Source organism: Streptomyces sp. NPDC044921 (assembly GCF_056432865.1).
Window position 1 is genome coordinate 369,270 of record NZ_JBWKIF010000001.1, and the last position, 18,659, is coordinate 387,928.

Annotated in this window: 20 protein-coding genes; 13 read left to right on the forward strand and 7 right to left on the reverse strand. The window is 72.4% G+C overall.

The features are described from left to right. Positions 1-12: 12 nt before the first annotated feature. Positions 13-816, forward strand: a complete 804-nt coding sequence (locus tag AC07DA_RS01795) for an exodeoxyribonuclease III (protein WP_479123557.1) — start codon at positions 13-15, stop codon at positions 814-816. Here the strand turns inward: AC07DA_RS01795 and AC07DA_RS01800 are convergent. Then, the gene (locus tag AC07DA_RS01800; RefSeq protein ID WP_479123559.1) at positions 813-1,475 is read right to left on the reverse strand and encodes a MerR family transcriptional regulator; all 663 of its coding nucleotides are present in this window, start codon (positions 1,473-1,475) and stop codon (positions 813-815) included. The two genes, AC07DA_RS01795 and AC07DA_RS01800, sit on opposite strands and share 4 nt — an antisense overlap. Positions 1,476-1,605: 130 nt before the next feature. Between AC07DA_RS01800 and AC07DA_RS01805 the strand changes: the two genes are divergently transcribed. From AC07DA_RS01805 to AC07DA_RS01820, 4 genes are all read left to right on the forward strand, one after another. Then, a complete protein-coding gene (locus tag AC07DA_RS01805; RefSeq protein ID WP_479123561.1) occupies positions 1,606-3,135 on the forward strand; it encodes a flavin-containing monooxygenase in 1,530 nt (509 codons plus the stop codon). Further along, positions 3,132-4,055 carry an alpha/beta fold hydrolase gene (locus AC07DA_RS01810; protein ID WP_479123563.1) on the forward strand — a complete coding sequence of 308 codons (924 nt, stop codon included), beginning with the start codon at positions 3,132-3,134 and terminating at the stop codon, positions 4,053-4,055. Before AC07DA_RS01805 ends, AC07DA_RS01810 begins: the two co-directional genes overlap by 4 nt. Further along, the gene (locus AC07DA_RS01815; RefSeq protein WP_479123564.1) at positions 4,052-4,936 is read left to right on the forward strand and encodes an SDR family oxidoreductase; all 885 of its coding nucleotides are present in this window, start codon (positions 4,052-4,054) and stop codon (positions 4,934-4,936) included. The genes AC07DA_RS01810 and AC07DA_RS01815 overlap by 4 nt, the downstream gene beginning before the upstream one ends. Before the next feature lie 76 nt (positions 4,937-5,012). Further along, positions 5,013-5,216 carry a hypothetical protein gene (locus tag AC07DA_RS01820; RefSeq protein ID WP_479123566.1) on the forward strand — a complete coding sequence of 68 codons (204 nt, stop codon included), beginning with the start codon at positions 5,013-5,015 and terminating at the stop codon, positions 5,214-5,216. An 82-nt stretch (positions 5,217-5,298) separates the two neighbouring features. On the opposite strand, the gene AC07DA_RS01825 is transcribed toward AC07DA_RS01820, so the two are convergent. After that, complete coding sequence (locus AC07DA_RS01825; RefSeq protein WP_479123568.1) at positions 5,299-8,529, reverse strand: S41 family peptidase; 3,231 nt, start codon at positions 8,527-8,529, stop codon at positions 5,299-5,301. A gap of 155 nt (positions 8,530-8,684) precedes the next feature. Here AC07DA_RS01825 and AC07DA_RS01830 point away from each other — a divergent pair, with 155 nt between their 5' ends. Together AC07DA_RS01830 and AC07DA_RS01835 are read left to right on the forward strand one after the other, a co-directional pair. Further along, positions 8,685-9,287, forward strand: a complete 603-nt coding sequence (locus AC07DA_RS01830; RefSeq protein ID WP_479123569.1) for a TetR/AcrR family transcriptional regulator — start codon at positions 8,685-8,687, stop codon at positions 9,285-9,287. Between the two features lie 97 nt (positions 9,288-9,384). After that, entirely contained in the window at positions 9,385-11,592 is a 2,208-nt protein-coding gene (locus tag AC07DA_RS01835) for an MMPL family transporter (RefSeq protein ID WP_479123570.1), read from the forward strand. A 61-nt stretch (positions 11,593-11,653) separates the two neighbouring features. Here AC07DA_RS01835 and AC07DA_RS01840 read toward each other — a convergent pair whose 3' ends face one another. Then, positions 11,654-12,055 (reverse strand): ATP-binding protein, encoded by a 402-nt coding sequence (locus AC07DA_RS01840; RefSeq protein WP_365095131.1) that lies wholly within the window; start codon positions 12,053-12,055, stop codon positions 11,654-11,656. Positions 12,056-12,192: 137 nt separating this feature from the next. Here AC07DA_RS01840 and AC07DA_RS01845 point away from each other — a divergent pair, with 137 nt between their 5' ends. Continuing rightward, positions 12,193-13,038 carry a helix-turn-helix domain-containing protein gene (locus tag AC07DA_RS01845; protein ID WP_479123572.1) on the forward strand — a complete coding sequence of 282 codons (846 nt, stop codon included), beginning with the start codon at positions 12,193-12,195 and terminating at the stop codon, positions 13,036-13,038. Next, on the forward strand, positions 13,035-13,220 hold the full coding sequence (locus AC07DA_RS01850; protein WP_309093717.1) for a DUF397 domain-containing protein: 186 nt from the start codon (positions 13,035-13,037) through the stop codon (positions 13,218-13,220). The genes AC07DA_RS01845 and AC07DA_RS01850 overlap by 4 nt, the downstream gene beginning before the upstream one ends. A gap of 12 nt (positions 13,221-13,232) precedes the next feature. On the opposite strand, the gene AC07DA_RS01855 is transcribed toward AC07DA_RS01850, so the two are convergent. After that, the gene (locus AC07DA_RS01855; protein ID WP_479123574.1) at positions 13,233-14,369 is read right to left on the reverse strand and encodes a glutathione-independent formaldehyde dehydrogenase; all 1,137 of its coding nucleotides are present in this window, start codon (positions 14,367-14,369) and stop codon (positions 13,233-13,235) included. Between the two features lie 89 nt (positions 14,370-14,458). Here AC07DA_RS01855 and AC07DA_RS01860 point away from each other — a divergent pair, with 89 nt between their 5' ends. From AC07DA_RS01860 to AC07DA_RS01875, 4 genes are all read left to right on the forward strand, one after another. Continuing rightward, positions 14,459-14,644: a hypothetical protein gene (locus tag AC07DA_RS01860; RefSeq protein WP_384866262.1), complete on the forward strand. Its 186-nt coding sequence runs from the start codon at positions 14,459-14,461 to the stop codon at positions 14,642-14,644. A gap of 43 nt (positions 14,645-14,687) precedes the next feature. Beyond that, complete coding sequence (locus AC07DA_RS01865; protein WP_479123576.1) at positions 14,688-15,203, forward strand: YbaK/EbsC family protein; 516 nt, start codon at positions 14,688-14,690, stop codon at positions 15,201-15,203. Beyond that, positions 15,200-16,045, forward strand: a complete 846-nt coding sequence (locus AC07DA_RS01870) for an EamA family transporter (protein WP_479123578.1) — start codon at positions 15,200-15,202, stop codon at positions 16,043-16,045. The genes AC07DA_RS01865 and AC07DA_RS01870 overlap by 4 nt, the downstream gene beginning before the upstream one ends. A 72-nt stretch (positions 16,046-16,117) precedes the next feature. Next, positions 16,118-16,393 (forward strand): DUF1876 domain-containing protein, encoded by a 276-nt coding sequence (locus AC07DA_RS01875; RefSeq protein WP_479123580.1) that lies wholly within the window; start codon positions 16,118-16,120, stop codon positions 16,391-16,393. Between the two features lie 16 nt (positions 16,394-16,409). Here the strand turns inward: AC07DA_RS01875 and AC07DA_RS01880 are convergent, their stop codons facing one another. The 3 genes from AC07DA_RS01880 to AC07DA_RS01890 all read right to left on the reverse strand — a co-directional run bounded on the left by AC07DA_RS01880 (position 16,410) and on the right by AC07DA_RS01890 (position 18,656). After that, positions 16,410-17,585 carry a serine hydrolase domain-containing protein gene (locus AC07DA_RS01880; RefSeq protein WP_479123582.1) on the reverse strand — a complete coding sequence of 392 codons (1,176 nt, stop codon included), beginning with the start codon at positions 17,583-17,585 and terminating at the stop codon, positions 16,410-16,412. A 37-nt stretch (positions 17,586-17,622) separates the two neighbouring features. Then, positions 17,623-18,078 (reverse strand): organic hydroperoxide resistance protein, encoded by a 456-nt coding sequence (locus tag AC07DA_RS01885; protein WP_479123584.1) that lies wholly within the window; start codon positions 18,076-18,078, stop codon positions 17,623-17,625. Between the two features lie 116 nt (positions 18,079-18,194). After that, positions 18,195-18,656: a MarR family winged helix-turn-helix transcriptional regulator gene (locus AC07DA_RS01890; RefSeq protein ID WP_479123586.1), complete on the reverse strand. Its 462-nt coding sequence runs from the start codon at positions 18,654-18,656 to the stop codon at positions 18,195-18,197. Positions 18,657-18,659 lie beyond the last annotated feature (3 nt).

Sequence of the window (18,659 nt, forward strand, 5' to 3'; positions counted from 1 at the left end):
TATCGTGCCGGGGTGCTCACTGTGACCTCTGTGAATGTGAACGGGCTGCGGGCCGCCGCGAAGAAGGGCTTCGTGGAGTGGCTGGCCGGGACCGACGCCGACGTGCTGTGCCTGCAGGAGGTGCGCGCCGAGCCGGAGCAGCTGCCCGGGCACGTCCGCGCGCCCGAGGGGTGGCACGTGGTGCACGCGCCGGCCGCCGCCAAGGGCCGGGCCGGGGTGTCGCTGTACAGCAGGCGCGAGCCCGACCGGGTGCGGATCGGGTTCGGGTCGGCCGAGTTCGACGGCAGCGGCCGGTACGTGGAGGCCGACCTGCCGGGGGTCACCGTCGCCTCGCTCTATCTGCCCTCCGGCGAGGTCGGCACCGAGCGGCAGGACGAGAAGGAGCGCTTCATGGGCGAGTTCCTCGCCCATCTGAAGGGACTGCGGGAGCGGGCCGCGGCGCAGGGGCGCGAGGTCGTCGTCTGCGGCGACTGGAACATCGCCCACACCAAGGCCGACCTGAAGAACTGGCGCGGCAACCAGAAGTCCTCCGGCTTCCTGCCCGAGGAGCGAGAGTGGCTCGGCCGCGTCCTCGACCCGGCCGACGGCGGCTACGTCGACGTCGTACGCGCCCTGCACCCGGACACCGAGGGGCCGTACTCGTGGTGGTCCTACCGCGGGCGGGCCTTCGACAACGACACCGGCTGGCGGATCGACTACCACGTCGCGACCCCCGGGCTCGCCGAGCGGGCGGTCAAGGGGTTCGTGGAGCGGGCCGCCACGCACGCGGAGCGGTGGTCCGACCACGCTCCCGTGACCGTGGTCTACGACCGCTAGGACCGTTCCCCCCGGGAGCCGTCCTCGCGCATCCGCCGGTCCAGGGCCAGGGACAGCTCCGCCTCCACCACGCTGCGCGCCAGGGGGCGCAGGCGGGGCAGGTCCTCCGGGGAGGCGTGGCGCAGGACCAGCTGGGTGAAGAGGTCGGCCAGGGCGTCGGCGTGCACGCGGACCTCCTTGGCCGCGCCGAGGACCTCCGCCAGCGGGATGCCTTCGCGCACCAGGGCCGAGGAGACGTCCAGCAGGCGGCGGCTGATGTGGACGATCTCCTCGCCGTCGGTGCCGAGGTAGCCCAGCTCCATCGCGGTGGCGAGGTTCTCGGGTGTGGCCTCGCCCGCGAAGTGGTCGGCGAGTTCCTCGGGCGTGAGGTGGACCGGCTCCTCCTCGGTGGGGCCGCCCACGCCGAGCAGGTCGCCGACGTCCCGGCCGTGGTCGAAGGCCTCCGCGAGTTCCGCGATGCCGTTGAGGGTGTGGCCGCGCTCCAGCAGGGCCGTGATGGTGCGCAGCCGGGCCAGGTGCTGGTCGTCGTACCAGGCGATGCGTCCCTCCCGGCGCGGTGGCGGGATCAGCTTGCGTTCGCGGTAGAAGCGCAGGGTGCGCACCGTGATCCCGGCGAGGCGGGCCAGCTCTTCCATGCGGTATTCACGCTTCTCGGCCACCTGGGCACCTTAAGGCGTACCGCGGGTAACTTCCTCGTCGCAGCCCCTACCCATCAGTACGTCACTGCTCTACGCTCCCATTGCGCCAGTGTTCACTGGCACGGTTCTCGTGGTGTGTGGAGGTGTCGGCATGGGCGAGCGCGAACACGAGCATGTACGGGTCGCGGTGGTCGGGTCCGGGTTCGGCGGGCTGGGGGCCGCCGTGCGGCTGCGCCGGGAGGGTGTCACCGACTTCGTCGTCCTGGAGCGGGCGAGCAGTGTCGGCGGCACCTGGCGGGACAACAGCTACCCGGGGTGCGCCTGCGACGTGCCGTCGCACTTGTACTCGTTCTCCTTCGCGCCCAACCCGGACTGGCCGCGCACCTTCTCGGGGCAGGAGCACATCCGGGCCTACCTGGAGCACGTGGCGGACACCTTCCGGCTGCGGCCGCACATCCGCTTCGACTCGGAGGTGAAGCGGATGAGCTGGAACGCCGAGCGGCTGTGCTGGGACATCGAGACCAGCAGCGGGAACCTCTCCGCCGACCTCGTCGTGTCGGCCACCGGGCCGCTGTCCGACCCGAAGGTGCCCGACATCCCCGGCCTGGACTCCTTCCCCGGGAAGGTCTTCCACTCCGCCCGCTGGGACCACGACTACGACCTGCGCGGCAAGCGCGTCGCCATGGTGGGCACCGGCGCCTCGGCCATCCAGATCGTGCCCTCCATCCAGCCGGACGTCTCCCGGCTCACCCTCTTCCAGCGCACCCCGCCGTGGGTCATGCCGCGCATGGACCGGGCCATCGGCGACGTCGAGCGGTGGCTGCACCGGCAGCTGCCCTTCACCGCGCAGCTCAGGCGCGGACTGCTGTGGGGCATCCGGGAGTTGCAGGTCCAGGCGTTCACCAAGCGGCCGAACGAACTCGGTTTCGTCGAGCAGCTGGCCAAGCGCAACATGGCCCGGGCCATCAAGGACCCGGCGCTGCGGGCCAAGCTCACGCCGGACTACCGCATCGGCTGCAAGCGGATCCTGCTGTCCAGCACCTACTACCCGGCGCTCGCGCAGCCCAATGTGGACGTCGTCGCCAGCGGCCTCGCCGAGGTGCGCGGCTCGACCCTCGTCGCCGCCGACGGCAGCGAGGCCGAGGTGGACGCGATCGTGTTCGGCACGGGCTTCCACGTCACCGACATGCCCATCGCCGAGCGGGTCGTGGGCGCCGACGGCCGGACCCTCGCGGAGACCTGGAAGGGTGGCATGGAGGCCCTGCGCGGTGCCTCCGCGGCCGGCTTCCCGAACTGGATGACGATCATCGGCCCCAACACGGGCCTGGGGAACTCCTCGATGATCCTGATGATCGAGTCCCAGCTGAACTACCTGGCCGACTACGTCCGCCAGCTCGACGTCCTGGGCGGCCGGGTCGCCCTCGACGCCCGCCCCGAGGCCGTGCGGGGCTGGAACCACCGGGTGCAGGAACGCATGCAGCGGACCGTGTGGAACACCGGCGGCTGCACCAGCTGGTACCTCGACGCCAGCGGCCGCAACACCACCATCTGGCCCGGCACGACGGCCGAGTTCCGGCGGGCGACGCGCCGCGTGGACCTCGCCGAGTACGACGTCCTGCGGCCCCCCGTGGCCGGGCAGGGCGAGCAGCGGGCCCCGCGGAAGGCCGGGGTGGACGCGTGAGCCGTCTCGTCGCCGTCGACTCCGGGCCGTACGCCCCGCCCGCCCCCGTGCGGGAACTGACCGCCGTCTCCGCCGACGGCGCCCGGCTGCACGTCGAGATCCACGGGCCGGAGTTCGCCCCCGCCGTCGTCCTCGCCCACGGCTGGACCTGCTCCACCGCCTTCTGGGCGGCGCAGATCCGCGCGCTGGCCGCCGACCACCGGGTCATCGCCTACGACCAGCGCGGGCACGGCCGCAGCCCCGCGCACCCGGCGTGCAGCACCGACGCGCTCGCCGACGACCTGGAAGCCGTGCTCGGCGCCACCCTCTCCCCGGGCGAACGGGCCGTGATCGCCGGGCACTCCATGGGCGGCATGACCGTCATGGCGGCCTCCGGGCGGGCCGCCTTCAAGGCGCACGCGGCCGCCGTCCTGCTGTGCAGCACGGGCAGTTCGCAGCTGGTCGCGGGCTCCACCGTCCTCCCCCTGCGGGCCGGGCCGGTGCGGACCTGGCTGACCCGGCGGATCCTCGGCTCCCGCGCCCCGCTCGGGCCGGTCACGCCGCTGGCCCGCCGGATCCTCAAGTACGGCACCATGGGCCCGGGTTCGGCCCCGCACATGGTGGAGGCGTGCGCCCGGATCGTGCACGCCTGCCCCCGCAGGGTCCGCCACAGCTGGTCACAGGTGCTGGACCTGCTCGACCTCGACCACGGCGTGCGGGAGCTGACCGTGCCCACGGCCGTCGTCGTCGGTACGGCGGACCGGCTGACCCCGCCCGCGCAGTCCCGGGCGCTGTGCGAGGCCCTGCCGAACTGCACCGGGTTCACCGAGCTGCCCGGCATCGGCCACATGACCCCGATCGAGGCGCCCGAGCCGGTCACCGGGACGATACGCGAGCTCGTCAGCACATACATCCAGGTCGGATCCGAGGAGAGCGCATGAGCAGGGTGAGCCTCGAAGGCAAGGTCGCCGTGGTGACCGGGGCGGCGCGCGGCGTCGGGGAGTTGCTGGCCCGCAAGCTCTCCGCCCGCGGCGTGCGGATCGCCCTGGTCGGCCTGGAGCCGGACGCGCTCAAGCAGGTCTCCGCGCGGCTGCACAGCGACAGCGACCACTGGCACGCCGACGTCACCGACCACGAGGCGATGGCCCGGGTCGCCGAGGAGGTGAGGGAGCGCTTCGGCCGGGTGGACATCGTCGTCGCCAACGCCGGTGTGGCGACCGGGGGTCCGTTCGTGGACTCCGACCCGCAGTCCTGGCGGCGGGTGATCGAGGTCAACCTGGTCGGCTCGGCGGTGACCGCCCGCGCGTTCCTGCCGATGCTGCTGGAGAGCCGGGGCTACCTGCTGCAGATCGCCTCCCTCGCGGCGATCACCCCGGCGCCGATGATGACCGCGTACTGCGCGTCCAAGTCGGGCGTGGAGGCGTACGCGCACAGCCTGCGCGCCGAGGTGGGGTACCGGGGCGTGAAGGTCGGCGTCGGGTACCTGTCGTGGACCGACACCGACATGGTGCGGGGAGCCGACCAGGACGACGTCATGCGGGAGTTGCGGCAGCGGCTGCCCTGGCCGTCCAACAGGACCTACCCGCTCGGTCCGGCGGTGGACCGGCTCGTGGCCGGGATCGAGCGGCGGTCGAGCCACGTGTACGGGCAGTGGTGGCTGCGCGGGATGCAGGGGGTGCGCGGTTACCTGCCCGGCGTCATCGGGACGGTGGGCCAGCGCGAGATGCGGCGGTTCGCCGACCGGTTGGCGGGCATGCGCACGGGCCTGGTCGGAGCCGGTGGAGCCGCCGACGAACAGCAGCGGACTACCGTGCGTGAGTGATCGACATGCGTAGCGTCACGACCCGTGTGAATCTGATCGAGCCAGATCCCCTCACCCCCAACGGGAGTGAACCCACATGGGTATGAAGGACCAGTTCCAGGAGAAGTCCGAGCAGTGGCAGAACCAGGCCCGTCAGAAGGCGGACCAGGCTCGCGAGCAGATGCAGGGCCGTGACCGCCGGCGCGACGAGGACATGGACCCGTCGCAGCCGCAGCGCGACCGTGAGCGTGAGCGCGAGCGCGAGCAGGAGGACCGCTTCGACCGGGACTTCGACGCCTGACGTCGCGCGCTGAACGGACCGGGGCGCCCCCGTGCGGGGCGCCCCTTTCCCCTGTCCACCGCGAGGTGGGGCAGGGGGTGGGTCACGCCCTGGGCGGCAGCTTCGGGCGGGAGCGGTCCGGCACGTCGCCGTAGGTGGGCGGCGTGGCGGGCGGGTGGGACTCCAGCAGGCCCAGGGCGAGTTCGACGGCGTCGGCCAGCTGGGCGTGCCGCCCCTCGGCCCAGTCCAGCGGGGTGCGCAGGACGTCGATGTCGGGCGAGACGCCCCTGTTCTCGACCGACCAGCCGTAGGCGTCGAACCAGGCCGCGTTCATCGGCACCGTGATCACCGTGCCGTCGCCCAGCTCGTGCCGGCCGGTCATGCCGACCACCCCGCCCCAGGTGCGCTGCCCCACGACGGGCCCCAGCTTCAGCAGTTTGAACGCGGCGGTGATCATGTCGCCGTCGGAGGAGGTCGCCTCGTCGGCCAGGGCCACCACCGGGCCCCGCGGCGCGTTCGAGGTGTACGACACGGGCTGGGCGCCGCGGGTCAGGTCCCAGCCGAGGACCGTGCGGCTCAGCGTCTCGATGACCAGCTCGCTGATGTGCCCGCCCGCGTTGCCGCGCACGTCCACGAGCAGCGCGGGCCGGGACACCTCCATGCGCAGGTCGCGGTTGAACTGCGCCCAGCCGGAGCCGCCCATGTCCGGGATGTGCAGGTAGCCGCAGCGGCCCCCACTCAACTCCCGCACCACCGCCCGGCGTTTGGCCACCCAGTCCTGGTAGCGCAGCGGCCGCTCGTCGATCAGTGGCACGACCGCGACCCGCCGGGGCGGACCCGCGCCCTCGGCGGGAGAGAAGGTCAGTTCCACCGTCGTCCCGCCCGCACCGGCCAGGAGCGGGTAGGGCCCGGCGTCGGGATCGACCGGGCGGCCGTCGACGTGGGTGAGGACCGCGCCCTCCCGGATGCCCGTACCCGCCAAAGGGGAGCGGGCCTTGGAGTCGGAGGAGTCGCCGGGCAGGATCCGCCCGACCGTCCAGCCGCCGTCCCGGCGGACCAGGTTGGCGCCCAGCAGGCCCTGGCGGCGCTGGTAGTGCGGCGGCCCCTCGTTGCGCCGGGCGGCGGTGACGTAGGCGTGGGAGGTGCCCAGTTCGCCGAGGACCTCGCGCAGCAGGTCGGCGAACTCGTCGGGGGAAGCGACCCGTTCGACCAGCGGACGGTACTGGTCCAGCACCCCGTCCCAGTCGATGCCGCACATGCCCGGGTCCCAGAAGTGGGCCCGGATCAGCCGCCCGGCCTCCTCGTACGCCTGCCGCCACTCCGCCGCCGGGTCGACCGTGTGCAGGATGCGGCGCGCGTCGATCCACACCGTCGAGTCGGAGTCGCCCGGCTCGTTGGCGGGCACCGCGCGCAGCTCGCCCTCGTCGACGACCACCAGCCGGCTGCCGTCGCCGCTGACCGCGAACCAGTCCAGGTGCTGGGCGAGTTCGGACTTCCTGGCCTTGGTGATGCCGAAGTGCTCCAGGGTCGGCCGGCCGCTGGTGTCGTCCGGGTTGGCGAACGTCTCGCCCAGCGCGCCCGAGATCGGCCAGCGCAGCCACACCAGCCCGCCGCCCGCCACCGGGTGCAGCGCCGAGTACTTGGAGGCGGATACCGGGAACGGCGTGACCCGGCTCTCCAGCCCCTCCACCTCCACGGTGACGGTCCCGTTCTCCCCGTTGTCGTCGTCCTCCACCGGGTCCAGGCCCCCGGCGGCCGGGCGGCCCTCGGGGTTCACCGCGAACGGGGAGGGCGTCGCCGAGGACAGCGGCACGAGGTAGGGGCGGCAGCCCAGCGGGAAGGACAGGTCGCCGGTGTGCACGTCGTAGACCGGGTCGAAGCCGCGCCAGGACAGGAAGGCGAGGTAGCGGCCGTCGCGGGTGAAGACCGGGTTCTCGTCCTCGAAGCGGCCGTTGGTGACGTCCACGACGAACGAGTCCTTGATGCGGGCCAGCTTGATCTGCCGCAAGGTCCGGCCGATGCCCGGGTGCGACCAGGTCAGCCACGCCCCGTCCGGGGAGAACGCGAGGTCGCGCACGGGTCCGTTGACCGACCGGATCAGCTCGGTGACCCCGCCGCCGCCCTCCTCGGTGACGTCGACGAGGAGGAGCCGCCCGTCGTGCGAGGCGACCGCCAGCCGCTCGCCCCCGGGGTCCGAGACCAGCTCGCGCACCCGGCCCAGCGCGCCCGCCGACAGCCGCCGGGGGGTGCGGTCGCCGCTCGCCCGGGGCAGGAAGGCGATCTCGAGGGCGTCCTCGCCCTCCGCGTCCGTCACGTACGCCACTCGCCCGCTCGCGCCGAGCATCTCCGGCAGCCGCACCCGCACACCCGGCGTGTCGGTGAGGGTGCGGGCGGGACCGTCCCGGTGGGTGAGCCAGTACAGGCTGCCGCGCACGACGACCGCGCTGGCCCGGCCGGTCTCGTCGACGGAGATGCCGTCGACGTGCTGGGCGGCCGCCACCTGGTACGGACGCCGCCCCGTGCGCGGCCCTCCGAGCCGTACGTCCAGCCGGCGCGGCTCGGAGTGCGCGGACAGGTCGTCGACCAGCCACAGGTCGCCCGCGCACTGGTACACCACCCTCGTGCCGTCGCTGGCGGCGTGCCGGGCGTAGAAGGCGTCGTGGTCGGTGTGGCGGCGCAGGTCGGAGCCGTCGTGGGCGCAGGAGTAGAGGTTGCCGACGCCCTCGTGGTCGGAGAGGAAGGCGATCCGCCCGCCGACGAACATGGGGGAGTGCAGATGGCCGGCCAGGCCTTCGAGCAGCCGTTCGCCGTGCAGCCACAGCCGGCCCGTCGCCCCGCCCCGATAGCGCTTCCATGCGGCCGGTTCGTGCGGGGGCGTGCCGGTGAGCAGCAGGGTCAGGCGCTCGCCGCCCAGGTCGGCCACCTGGATGTCGGAGACCGGCCCCCAGGGCAGCTTGCGGCCCGGGTCGCCGTCGGGGGAGACCTTGTAGGCCCAGGTGAAGTAGGAGAACGGCTCACCGTGCGAGGCGACGGCCAGGATCTCGCCGTCCGGGGTCCAGCCGCAGACCCGCGTGTCGGCGCTGCCCCAGTGGCTCACCTGACGGGCCGGGCCGCCGTCCACCGGGACCAGGTGGACCTCCGGCACCAGGCTGCGCCAGCTCGTGCAGGCCAGGTGGCGGCCGTCGGGCGAGAAGCGCGGGTGGCCCACCTTGGTGCGGTCGACGGTGAGCCGCCAGGCGCGGCCCCGGCCGTCGAGCGGGGCGAGCCAGAGGTCGTCCTCGGCGACGAAGCACAGCAGGTCGTCGTGGAGATGCGGCAGACGCAGATAGGTCACCCGACCATGCTTTGCCCGGGTGCGGACCGCAGCAAGTCAGGACAAAGCCACCGTCGTGACCCAGTACACGTACGAAACGGTTTCGTTTCTGTGTCGGGGTGCGCTATCGTCGTGGTGTACGAAACCGTGTCGTTCGGAACAGGAAGGTGAGTCGGATGGCTGAGGTCGCCACCGCGCGTCGCAGTCGGATCACCCCCGAGCGCGAGGCCGAGCTGTACGCGGCCGTGCTCGACCTGCTCCGTGAAGTCGGCTACGACGCCCTCACCATGGACGCCGTGGCCGCTCGCACCCGGTCCAGCAAGGCCACGCTCTACCGCCAGTGGGGCGGCAAGCCCGAGCTGGTGGCCAAGGCGATCCGGCACAACAAGCCGGGCAGCATCGCCGACGTCGACACGGGAACCCTGCGCGGCGACCTGCACGCCCTCACCGCTCGTGAGGACGACTGCGCCATGCAGCAGAACGCCGCGCTGATGCGGGGCCTGTTCATGGCGGTGCACGGCAACCCGGACCTCCTCCAGGCGTTCAAGGAACTGCTCATCGAGCCCGAGATGGAGGAGTTCCGCCGGGTGGTGCAACGGGCCGTCGACCGCGGCGAGGTCCAGGCCGGCCGGCCGGCGCTGGACTACATCGTGCACATGCTCGTCGGCGCCTTCGCCACGCGCACGCTGATCGACGATCAGCCGCCCACCCAGGCGTTCCTCACCTCGTACATCGACGCCGTGGTCCTCCCCGCCCTCGGCGTCCCCACCACCGGCTAGTCCCCCAGCTGCCCTCCACCTGACGTCACCGCTCACGTCGTCGGGCTGATCACCCCTGCCCTGAAGACCCTCACGACCTGACCGGGAGTACGCCCTCGTGGCCACATTCCTCTACAAACTCGGCCGGCTCTCGTTCCGGCGGCGGCACTTCGTCGCCCTGATATGGGTGGCCCTGCTGACCCTCGCCGGAGTCGGCGCGGCCGGTGCCCCCGCCGCGGGCAACAGCTCGTTCTCCATCCCCGGCACCGAGGCGCAGAAGGCCTTCGACCTGCTGGAACAGCGCTTCCCCGGCACGAGCGCCGACGGCGCCACCGCACGCGTCGTCTTCAAGGCGCCGAGCGGCGAGAAGATGACCGACCCGGGCAACAAGGCGACGGTGCGCGAGACCGTCAAGGAGCTGTCCGACGGCTCCGAGGTCGCCCGCGTCACCGACCCGTACCAGGCCAAGGCCGTCAGCAAGGACGGCACGATCGCCTACGCGCAGGTGTCGTACAAGGTCTCCGGCATGGAGCTCGACGACGCCTCCAAGGACGCCCTGGAGGACTCCGCGCAGGACGCGCGCGAGGCCGGGCTGACCGTCGAGATCGGCGGTGACGCGCTGCAGGCCGTGCCGCACACCGGATCCAGCGAGATCATCGGCATCGCGGTCGCCGCGGTCGTCCTCGTCATCACCTTCGGCTCGCTGGTCGCGGCCGGGCTGCCGCTGCTGACGGCGCTCATCGGCGTGGGCATCGGCGTCTCCGCCATCACCGCCCTGGCGAGCGCCCTGGACCTGGGCACCACCACCTCCACCCTCGCCATGATGATCGGCCTCGCGGTCGGCATCGACTACGCGCTGTTCATCGTCTCCCGCTACCGCGCCGAGCTGGCCGAGGGCCGCGAGCGCGAGGAGGCGGCGGGCCGGGCCGTCGGCACGGCGGGCTCCGCCGTGGTCTTCGCGGGACTGACCGTGGTGATCGCCCTGGTGGGCCTGTCCGTCGTCAACATCCCGATGCTGACGAAGATGGGCGTCGCGGCGGCGGGCACCGTGGCCGTCGCCGTGCTGATCGCCCTCACCATGATCCCCGCGCTGCTCGGATACGCCGGCCGCAAGGTCAGGCCGGCCGGGGAGAAGGGCCGGCTGTTCGGCCGGGCCAAGGCGCAGGACGGGCCGGCCAAGCCGAACCTGGGCAGCCGCTGGGCGAGCTTCGTGGTCCGCCGCCCGGTCGCGGTCCTGCTGCTCGGGGTGATCGGCCTGGGCGCGGCCGCGGTCCCGGCCGCGAGCCTGGAACTGGGCCTGCCCGACGACGGCTCCCAGCCCACCTCCACCACCCAGCGCCGCGCCTACGACCTGCTGTCCGAGGGCTTCGGGCCGGGCTTCAACGGCCCGCTGATGGTCGTGGTCGACGCCAAGGACAGCGACGACCCGAAGGCCGCCTTCACCGCGGTCGGCGACGAGATCAAGGGCCTGAAGGACGTCGTCACGGTGACGCCGCCCGCGCCGAACAAGGCCGGTGACACCGCCACCATCACGGTCGTCCCCGCCTCCAAGCCGTCCTCCGTCAGCACCGAGGACCTGGTGCACGGCATCCGGGACACGGGCACGGACGTCAGGGCCGACACCGGCGCGAACGTCCTGGTCACCGGCAGCACGGCCATGAACATCGACGTCAGCCAGAAGCTCAACGACGCGCTCGTGCCCTACCTGGTCCTGGTCGTCGGCCTGGCCTTCCTGCTGCTGATCGTGGTGTTCCGCTCGATCCTCGTCCCGCTGAAGGCGGCCCTCGGCTTCCTGCTGTCGGTGATGGCGGCGCTCGGCGCGGTCGTCGCGGTCTTCCAGTGGGGCTGGCTGGCCGGCCTCATGGGCGTCGAGCAGACCGGGCCGGTCATGTCGATGATGCCGATCTTCATGGTCGGCGTGGTCTTCGGACTGGCCATGGACTACGAGGTGTTCCTCGTGACCCGCATGCGGGAGGCCTACGTCCACGGCGAGAAGCCGGCCCAGGCCGTCGTGACCGGCTTCCGGCACGGCGCACGGGTCGTCAGCGCCGCCGCGGTCATCATGATCGCCGTCTTCGCCGGCTTCATCGGCTCCTCCGAGTCGATGGTCAAGATGATCGGCTTCGGCCTCGCGATCGCGGTCTTCTTCGACGCGTTCGTCGTGCGCATGGCCATCGTCCCGGCCGTCCTGGCCCTCCTCGGCCGCACGGCCTGGTGGCTGCCCCGGTGGCTCGACCGCGCCCTGCCGAACGTCGACGTCGAGGGCGAGGGCCTGCGCGCCGCCTCCGGCGACGACGACGGTGACAGGCAACTGGTCCGCGTCTGACAGCTCGTCAGAAACTAGCCGGTGAGGGCGCACTGTGGGACGGTGCGTCCTCACCGGCCTTTCACCCGGGCACCTCGACTTCGGCCCACACCGTCTTGCGCGGGTGCGGCCCCGGTGTCACGCCCCAGCGGCCGGCGAGGGCGGCCACGACGAGGAGGCCCCGGCCCGTGGTGGCGTCCGGGGCCGGCCGGGTGGCGTGGGGAAGCAGGTCGCCGCGCGTGTCGGTGACCTCGATGCGGAGGGTGCCGCCGACGACGTAGAGCGTCAGCCGGAAGTCCCGGCCGGGCACGCGGCCATGGGTGGCGGCATTGGCCGCGAGCTCGGCGACGATCTGCTCGGCAGGGTCCGACGGCACGTCCCACGAGCGCAGTTGCTCCACGGCGAGGAGCCGGGCGAGCCGCGCGCCCCGGGGCGTCGGGGAGAGCAGAAGGCTGAGGTTGCGGATGGTGGTCTCCTGGTCCATGTGACTCAGCGTGGCCGAGTCCGGGCGCCGTGACCGGCGACTGCGGGTGGGCGTACCGCTGTTGTCCCGAGCTTGTCTCGTGCTGTCCCGGCTGTCCCGGTCGTTGTACGGGTACGGCTGCGCGATGGAGGTGGGGCATGAACGAGGCTGTCGACGAGGCCGGCTGGGATGTCGAGCCGGGCGACGAGATCGAGCCGCTGGTCCAGGCGGTGGGCAAGCTGCTGAAGGTGTGCCGGGAGGCGGCGGGCCTGCGGGTCACCGAGCTGGGCGACATGCTCGGCTACGGCGAGGACATGATCCGCAAGATGGAACGGGGGGCGCGGATTCCCCGGCCGGAGTACCTGGACAGGGCGGACCGGGTGCTGAACGCCCAGGGGCATCTGAGGGCGTTCACGAAGGACATGGAGCGGGCCCGGTATCCGAAGAAGGTGCGGGAACTGGCGGAGCTGGAGGGGCGGGCGGTGGAGATGCTGCTCTACAGCAATCACAACATCCACGGGCTGCTGCAGACGCCGGAGTACACCAAGGCGCTCTACGAGATGCGGCAACCTGCTCTTTCTGCCGACGTGATCGAACGGGAGAGTGCGGCACGTCTGGCCCGCAAGTCAGTCTTCGAGCGTGACCCGGCTCCACATCTCAGTTTTGTCCAGGAACAGGTGACGCTCGAACGGCCACTCGGGGGCAAGATGGTGTTGCGCCGACAGCTCGAACACCTGCTGGAGGTGGCCAAGTTGCGGAACGTGTCGCTCCAGGTCATGCCGACCGATCGAGAGGAGCACGCTGGAGTACCCGGCCTGATCGAAGTGCTGAAGTTCACCGACGGCACGGCCATCGGGCGTTCCGAGGGCGCGTTCAACGGCCGTCCGGTCTCAAGCCCTCGCGATCTGCGGGTCCTTGAGCTGCGCTATGGCATGATCCGGGCGCAGGCTCTCTCGCCGCGGGAGTCACAGACCTTCATCGAGGAATTGCTGGGGAGACTATGAGCACGCCGGAACTGCACTGGTTCAAGAGCAGCTACAGCAGCAGCAATGAGCCGGGCGACTGCGTCGAGGTCGCCCACACCCCCGCCGTGATCCACGTCCGCGACTCCAAGACCCCGGGGACTCCCCACGTGACGGTAGTCCCCGCCACGTGGGAGTCGTTCCTCGCGTACGTCGCCGAGTGACAGCCGGGCCTCCTACGCCGCCTGTGGGTGGAGGACCACCTTGGTGTAGCCCTCGACCCGCTTGTCGAACTTCTCGTACGCCGACGGGGCCTCCTCCAGGGGCAGTTCATGGGAGACGACGAAGCTCGGGGTCGCACGACCCTCGATGATCATGTCGCGCAGCTGCCGGTTGTACCGCTTGACGTTGCACTGGCCGGTGCCCATGCGCAGGCCCTTCTCGAACAGGCGCCCCACGGAGACCATCAGCATGCCCTTCTTGGCCTGGTCGTCCGGTCCGCCCGGGTCGCTCGGGACGTACAGGCCGGGTACCCCGAGCGCACCCGTCGGCCGGACCGTCTCGACCAGCGAGTTGAGCACGACCGCCGGTTCCTCGCGGTCCTCGCCCTGGGCCTGGTAGCCGACGGCGTCGATGCCCTTGTCCGTGCCCTGGCCGTCGGTGTGCTCCTTGATCTGCTCCGCCGGGTTGCCCTGCGTGAAGTCGACCGGCACGGCGCCGATCTCCTCCGCCTTCTGCAGGCGCTCTGCCACCCGGTCGACCACGAACACCTTGCTCGCGCCGCGCAGCATCGCGGAGTAGGCGGCCATCAGCCCGACCGGACCGCCGCCGTACACGGCGACGCTCTCCCCGGGGCGCACGTCGGCCAGCTCGTTGCCGTGGTAACCGGTCGGGAAGATGTCGGCGAGCAGGACGAAGTCGGTCTCTTTCTCGGTGCCCTCCGGGAGTTTCAGGCAGTTGAAGTCGGCGTACGGGACGCGCACGTACTCCGCCTGCCCTCCCGTGTAGGGCCCCATCGCGACATAGCCGTAGGCGCCGCCGGCGAAACCCGGGTTCACGGTCAGGCAGAAGCCCGTGAGCCCCGCCGTGCAGTTCTTGCAGAATCCGCAGGCCACGTTGAACGGCATGACCACCCGGTCGCCGCGGCTGAGCGAGGTGACCCCCTCTCCCGTCTCCTCGATGACGCCGAGGTTCTCGTGGCCGAACACGATGCCCGGCTCCGCGGCGGTGCGGCCCTCGTACATGTGCAGGTCCGAGCCGCAGATCGCGGTCGACGTGACCCGGACGATCACGTCGTTGGGGTGCTGGATCCGGGGATCCTCCACTTGCTCCACCGCTACCTCGAAGGGGCCCTTGTACACGACAGCCCTCATCGCAAGCACCTCCATCTGTGCCGTAGCTCATATACCAGGCTGGTGCATGATGAGACGATTTGCACCAAGAGAAGAAAGGATCTACGGCCTTGTCACGACGTATCGGCACACTGCTCGTCGCGGTCTCCGGACTGTCCGGCCAGACCTACCCGGTGGGGACCCGCGTGGCCATCCGGGGCACCGGCGGATCCGTCGACGGCTTCGTCGACGGTGACTGGCTGCCCCTGGCGTGGTGGGAGTTCGCGGACGTCCCCGCGGAGGACGGCGCCGCCTGAAACCGGCTCGCGTGGTCCCTACACGCACCGCTAGCGTGCCCGCATGACGACGACAGCCGCCACCGACGCCGAGAGCTCCGGGGCCCACCCCCGGTTCGCCCGGGCCCTGCGCGAGGCCGGACTCGACGAGCTCGTCGGCCGGGTCCGCCGCTTCCCCGAGGCCACCCGCACCGCCGCCGAGGCCGCCGCCGCGCTCGGGTGCGAGCTGAGCCAGATCTGCAAGTCGCTGATCTTCGCGGCGGACGGGGTGCCCGTGCTCGTCCTCATGGACGGGGCCTCCCGCGTGGACGTCGACCTCGTGCGCCGGGAGTTCGGGGCGCAGCGGGTCACCCGGGCCAGGGCCGAGGCCGTGCGGGAGACCACCGGGTACGCCATCGGCGGCGTGCCGCCCTTCGGGCACCGGACCAGGACCCGGGTGCTCGCCGACCGCTCGCTGCTCGCCCACGACGTCGTCTGGGCCGCCGCCGGCACGCCGTACACCGTCTTCCCCATGGCGCCGCGGGAGCTCGTCGCCCACGCCGGCGGCACGTTCGTGGACGTGCGCGAGCGCACCTCGTGACCCCACTGGTCACCGCCGCCGTCCTGCTGGCCGCCGTGACCCACGCCACCTGGAACGCCCTCGCCCACCGGATCACCGACAAGCTGGCCGGGTTCGCGCTCATCTCGGGCGGCGGACTGGTGATCGGGCTGGCCCTCGCGCCGTTCGCGGCGTTCCCGGCGGCCGCGGCGTGGCCGTACCTGCTGGGCTCCGCGGCCATCCACATCGCCTACTACGCGCTGCTGATGAGGTCCTTCCGGCTCGGGGACTTCGGCCAGGCCTACCCCATCGCGCGTGGCACCGCGCCCCTGGTCGTGACCGTGCTCGCCGCCCTGCTCGCCGACGAGGTGCCCGACGGCTGGGCCGCCGCCGGCATCGCCGTGTCCTGCGCGGGCCTGACCGGCGTCGCCCTGTGGGGGCTGCGCGGGCACCGGCCCGACCGGGCGGCGATCGGCGCGGCCCTGGCGACCGGGCTGACGATCGCGGCCTACACCGTCGTCGACGGACTGGGCGTGCGCGCCTCCGGGTCCTCCCTCGGGTACATCGCCTGGCTGATGGCGGTGCAGGGGGCGGTGCTCCCGGTGTACGCCCTGTGCCGGTGGCGCGGTCGGACCGCGGCGGTCCTGCGGCCCTTCGCCGCGCTCGGCCTGCTCGGCGCGGCACTGTCCGTCGCCGCCTACGCGCTCGTCCTGTGGGCCCAGACCCGGGCGGACCTCGCACCCGTCGCGGCCCTGCGCGAGTCGTCCATCATCGTGGGAGCGGCGATCGGGGCGGTGTTCTTCAAGGAGCGGTTGGCAGCGCCCAGGATCGCGGCCGCCGGGCTGCTCGTCGTCGGGATCGGGCTGATGCTGCGCACCGGGTAGGCCCGGTCGGGACGGGTGCGTCCGGCAGGGGGGAGGAGCACTCTGGAACTAGAGGTTCCGGAGGTGATCCGCATGATGCACACCACGACGGGATGGCACGTCGAGCTGGAGTTCATGGAGGACGACCAGCACACGCGCGCGGCCGCGATGGTCCGCCTGCCCGACGGCACCGAGGTGCGGGCGCACGGGCACGCCAGCCGGCACCGGTCCGACGTGAACCAGCCCCGCGTCGGGGAGGAGATCGCGGGGGCCCGGGCCCTGAACGAGCTCGCCATGCAGTTGCTGACCAAGGCGCACGAGGAGATCGACCAGGCGTCCGGACGGACCTCCCACCCGATCCACGTCTAGGGCGCGACGACGCCCCTCACGGGGACGTCCGCCCGTTCAGTACGTGGCGCACCGCCCGCACCAGCGCCTGCGCCCGCGGGTCCGCCGTCACCGTCTTGCGGAAGCCGTTGGTGACGTAGCCGAAGGCGATCCCCGTCTCCGGGTCGGCGAAGCCGAGGGCGCCGCCGCGGCCCGGGTGGCCGAAGGAGCCCGGGGCGAGGAAGGGGGAGGCGGTGCCGTGCAGCATGTAGCCGAGGCCGAAGCGGGTACCGACCACCAGGACCCGGTCGGGACCCGCGGACTCCTCGCCCCGGGCCAGCTCCACCGTCTGGGGCGTGAACAGGCGGGCGCCGCCGGCGGTGTCCCCGATCAGCGCCGCGTAGAAGCGGGCCAGCCCGTCCGCCGTCGCGACGGCGTTCGTCGCGGGCAGGGCGGTCGCCAGGTAGGCGAGGTCGTTCTGCTCCGGGAAGGGCGTGATGGCGGCGAAGGCGCGCCGGGTGAGGGACTCCGGATCGCGGTAGGCCTCGGTGACCGAGCGCTTGGGGCGGGCGCGCAGCCCGCCCACCGGCTCGGGACCCTCGACGCGGCCCACGCGGCCGGCCCGCCCGGCCTGCGCCTCTGGCAGGCCCAGCCACAGGTCCAGGCCCAGCGGGCCGGTGATCTGCGCGGCGAGCCACTCGCCGGCGCCCTGCCCGGTCACGCGCCGCACCAGTTCGTCGACCAGCCAGCCGTAGGTCAGCGCGTGGTAGCCGTGGTCGGTGCCCGGCTCCCACACCGGGGCCTGCGCGGCGACGGCCTCCGGGCCGCGCAGTGGATCGAGAGCCTGCTCGGGGGTGAGGGGCCGGTCCAGGACCGGGAGGCCGGCCCGGTGGTTCAGCACGTGCCGGACCAGCACCCGCTCCTTGCCACGGGCCTTGAACTCCGGCCAGTAGTGCCCCACCGGCGCGTCCAGGTCCAGCAGCCCGCGCTGGTGCAGCAGCAGGAGGACGGCCGCCGCGACGCCCTTGGTCGCCGAGCGCACCACCTGGGCGGTGCCCCGCTCCCAGGGGGCGGTGCCGTCGACGTCCTTCGTGCCGGCCCACAGGTCGACGACCGGGCGCCCGTCCCGGAGGACCGAGACGGCGGCTCCCCGCTCCCCGAGGGACGCGAAGTTCCGCGCGAACGCTTCCCTGACCGGCTCGAAGCCCTCGGCCACTGTGCCGTGCACGTCCACGCCCGTACTCCTCCTCGTCGCGCCGGTTCGCTCCCCTTCACCCAAGCAGGATCGTCACGTCGATGTTCCCGCGGGTGGCGTTCGAGTACGGGCAGACCTCGTGCGCCGCGTCCACCAGCCGGGTCGCGAGCGCGGCGTCGACGACCGGCAGGGAGACGCTGAGGGCGACCGCGAGGCCGTAGCCGCGCTGCGTGTTGGGGCCGATGCCGACCTTCGCGGAGACCGTGGAGCCGGTGAGGTCGTAGCCCTCGCGGTTGCCGACGAGGATCAGGGCGTTGTGGAAGCAGGAGCTGTAACCGGCCGCGAAGAGCTGTTCGGGGTTGGTGCCGTCGCCGTCGCCGCCGAGCTGCGGGGGCAGCGCGACCTTGAGGTCGAGCCGGCCGTCGTGGCTGGTGACATAGCCCTCGCGGCCGCCGTGGGCGGTGGCCTCGGCGACGTACACGATCTTCGTGGGCCGGGTGTCCCCGGCGACGGCGGCGGTGGCTTCGGTCATGGTGGGCCTTCCCCGGGAACAGCCGGAACAGCTGCGCGCAAGTACATCGTGCACAAGGTACTGACCGGTAACTCGGGGGTGGTTCCCAGGGGGTGGAAACCGGGGGTAACCCGGGATCAGCGGGCCCGGTCCGCCGCCGCGTCGGCCCGTTCCGCCAGCAGGCCCAGCTCCGTGCGCAGCCGCGCGACCCGGGCCGCGTCGAGCCCCGTCGCCGCGAGCAGCGCCCCGGGCACCCCGGCCGCGCGCTCCCTCAGTCCCGCACCGCGCCCGGTCACCGCCACGCGCACCGACCGCTCGTCCCGCACCGACCGCTCACGCCGTACCAGGCCCGCCGACTCCCGCCGCTTCAGCAGCGGCGACACCGTGCCGTAGTCGAGACGCAGGGCCGCGGCCAGTTCCTTCACCGACGTCTCCCCGCGTTCCCACAGCACGAGCAGCACCAGGTACTGGGGATAGGTGAGGCCGAGGTCGTCGAGGAGCGGCCGGTAGGCGGCCGTCACCGCGCGCTGGGCGGCGTACAGCGCGAAGCACAGCTGCTGGTCCAGCAGCAGCGATCCGTCGCTCTCCTCGTTCGTCACGCG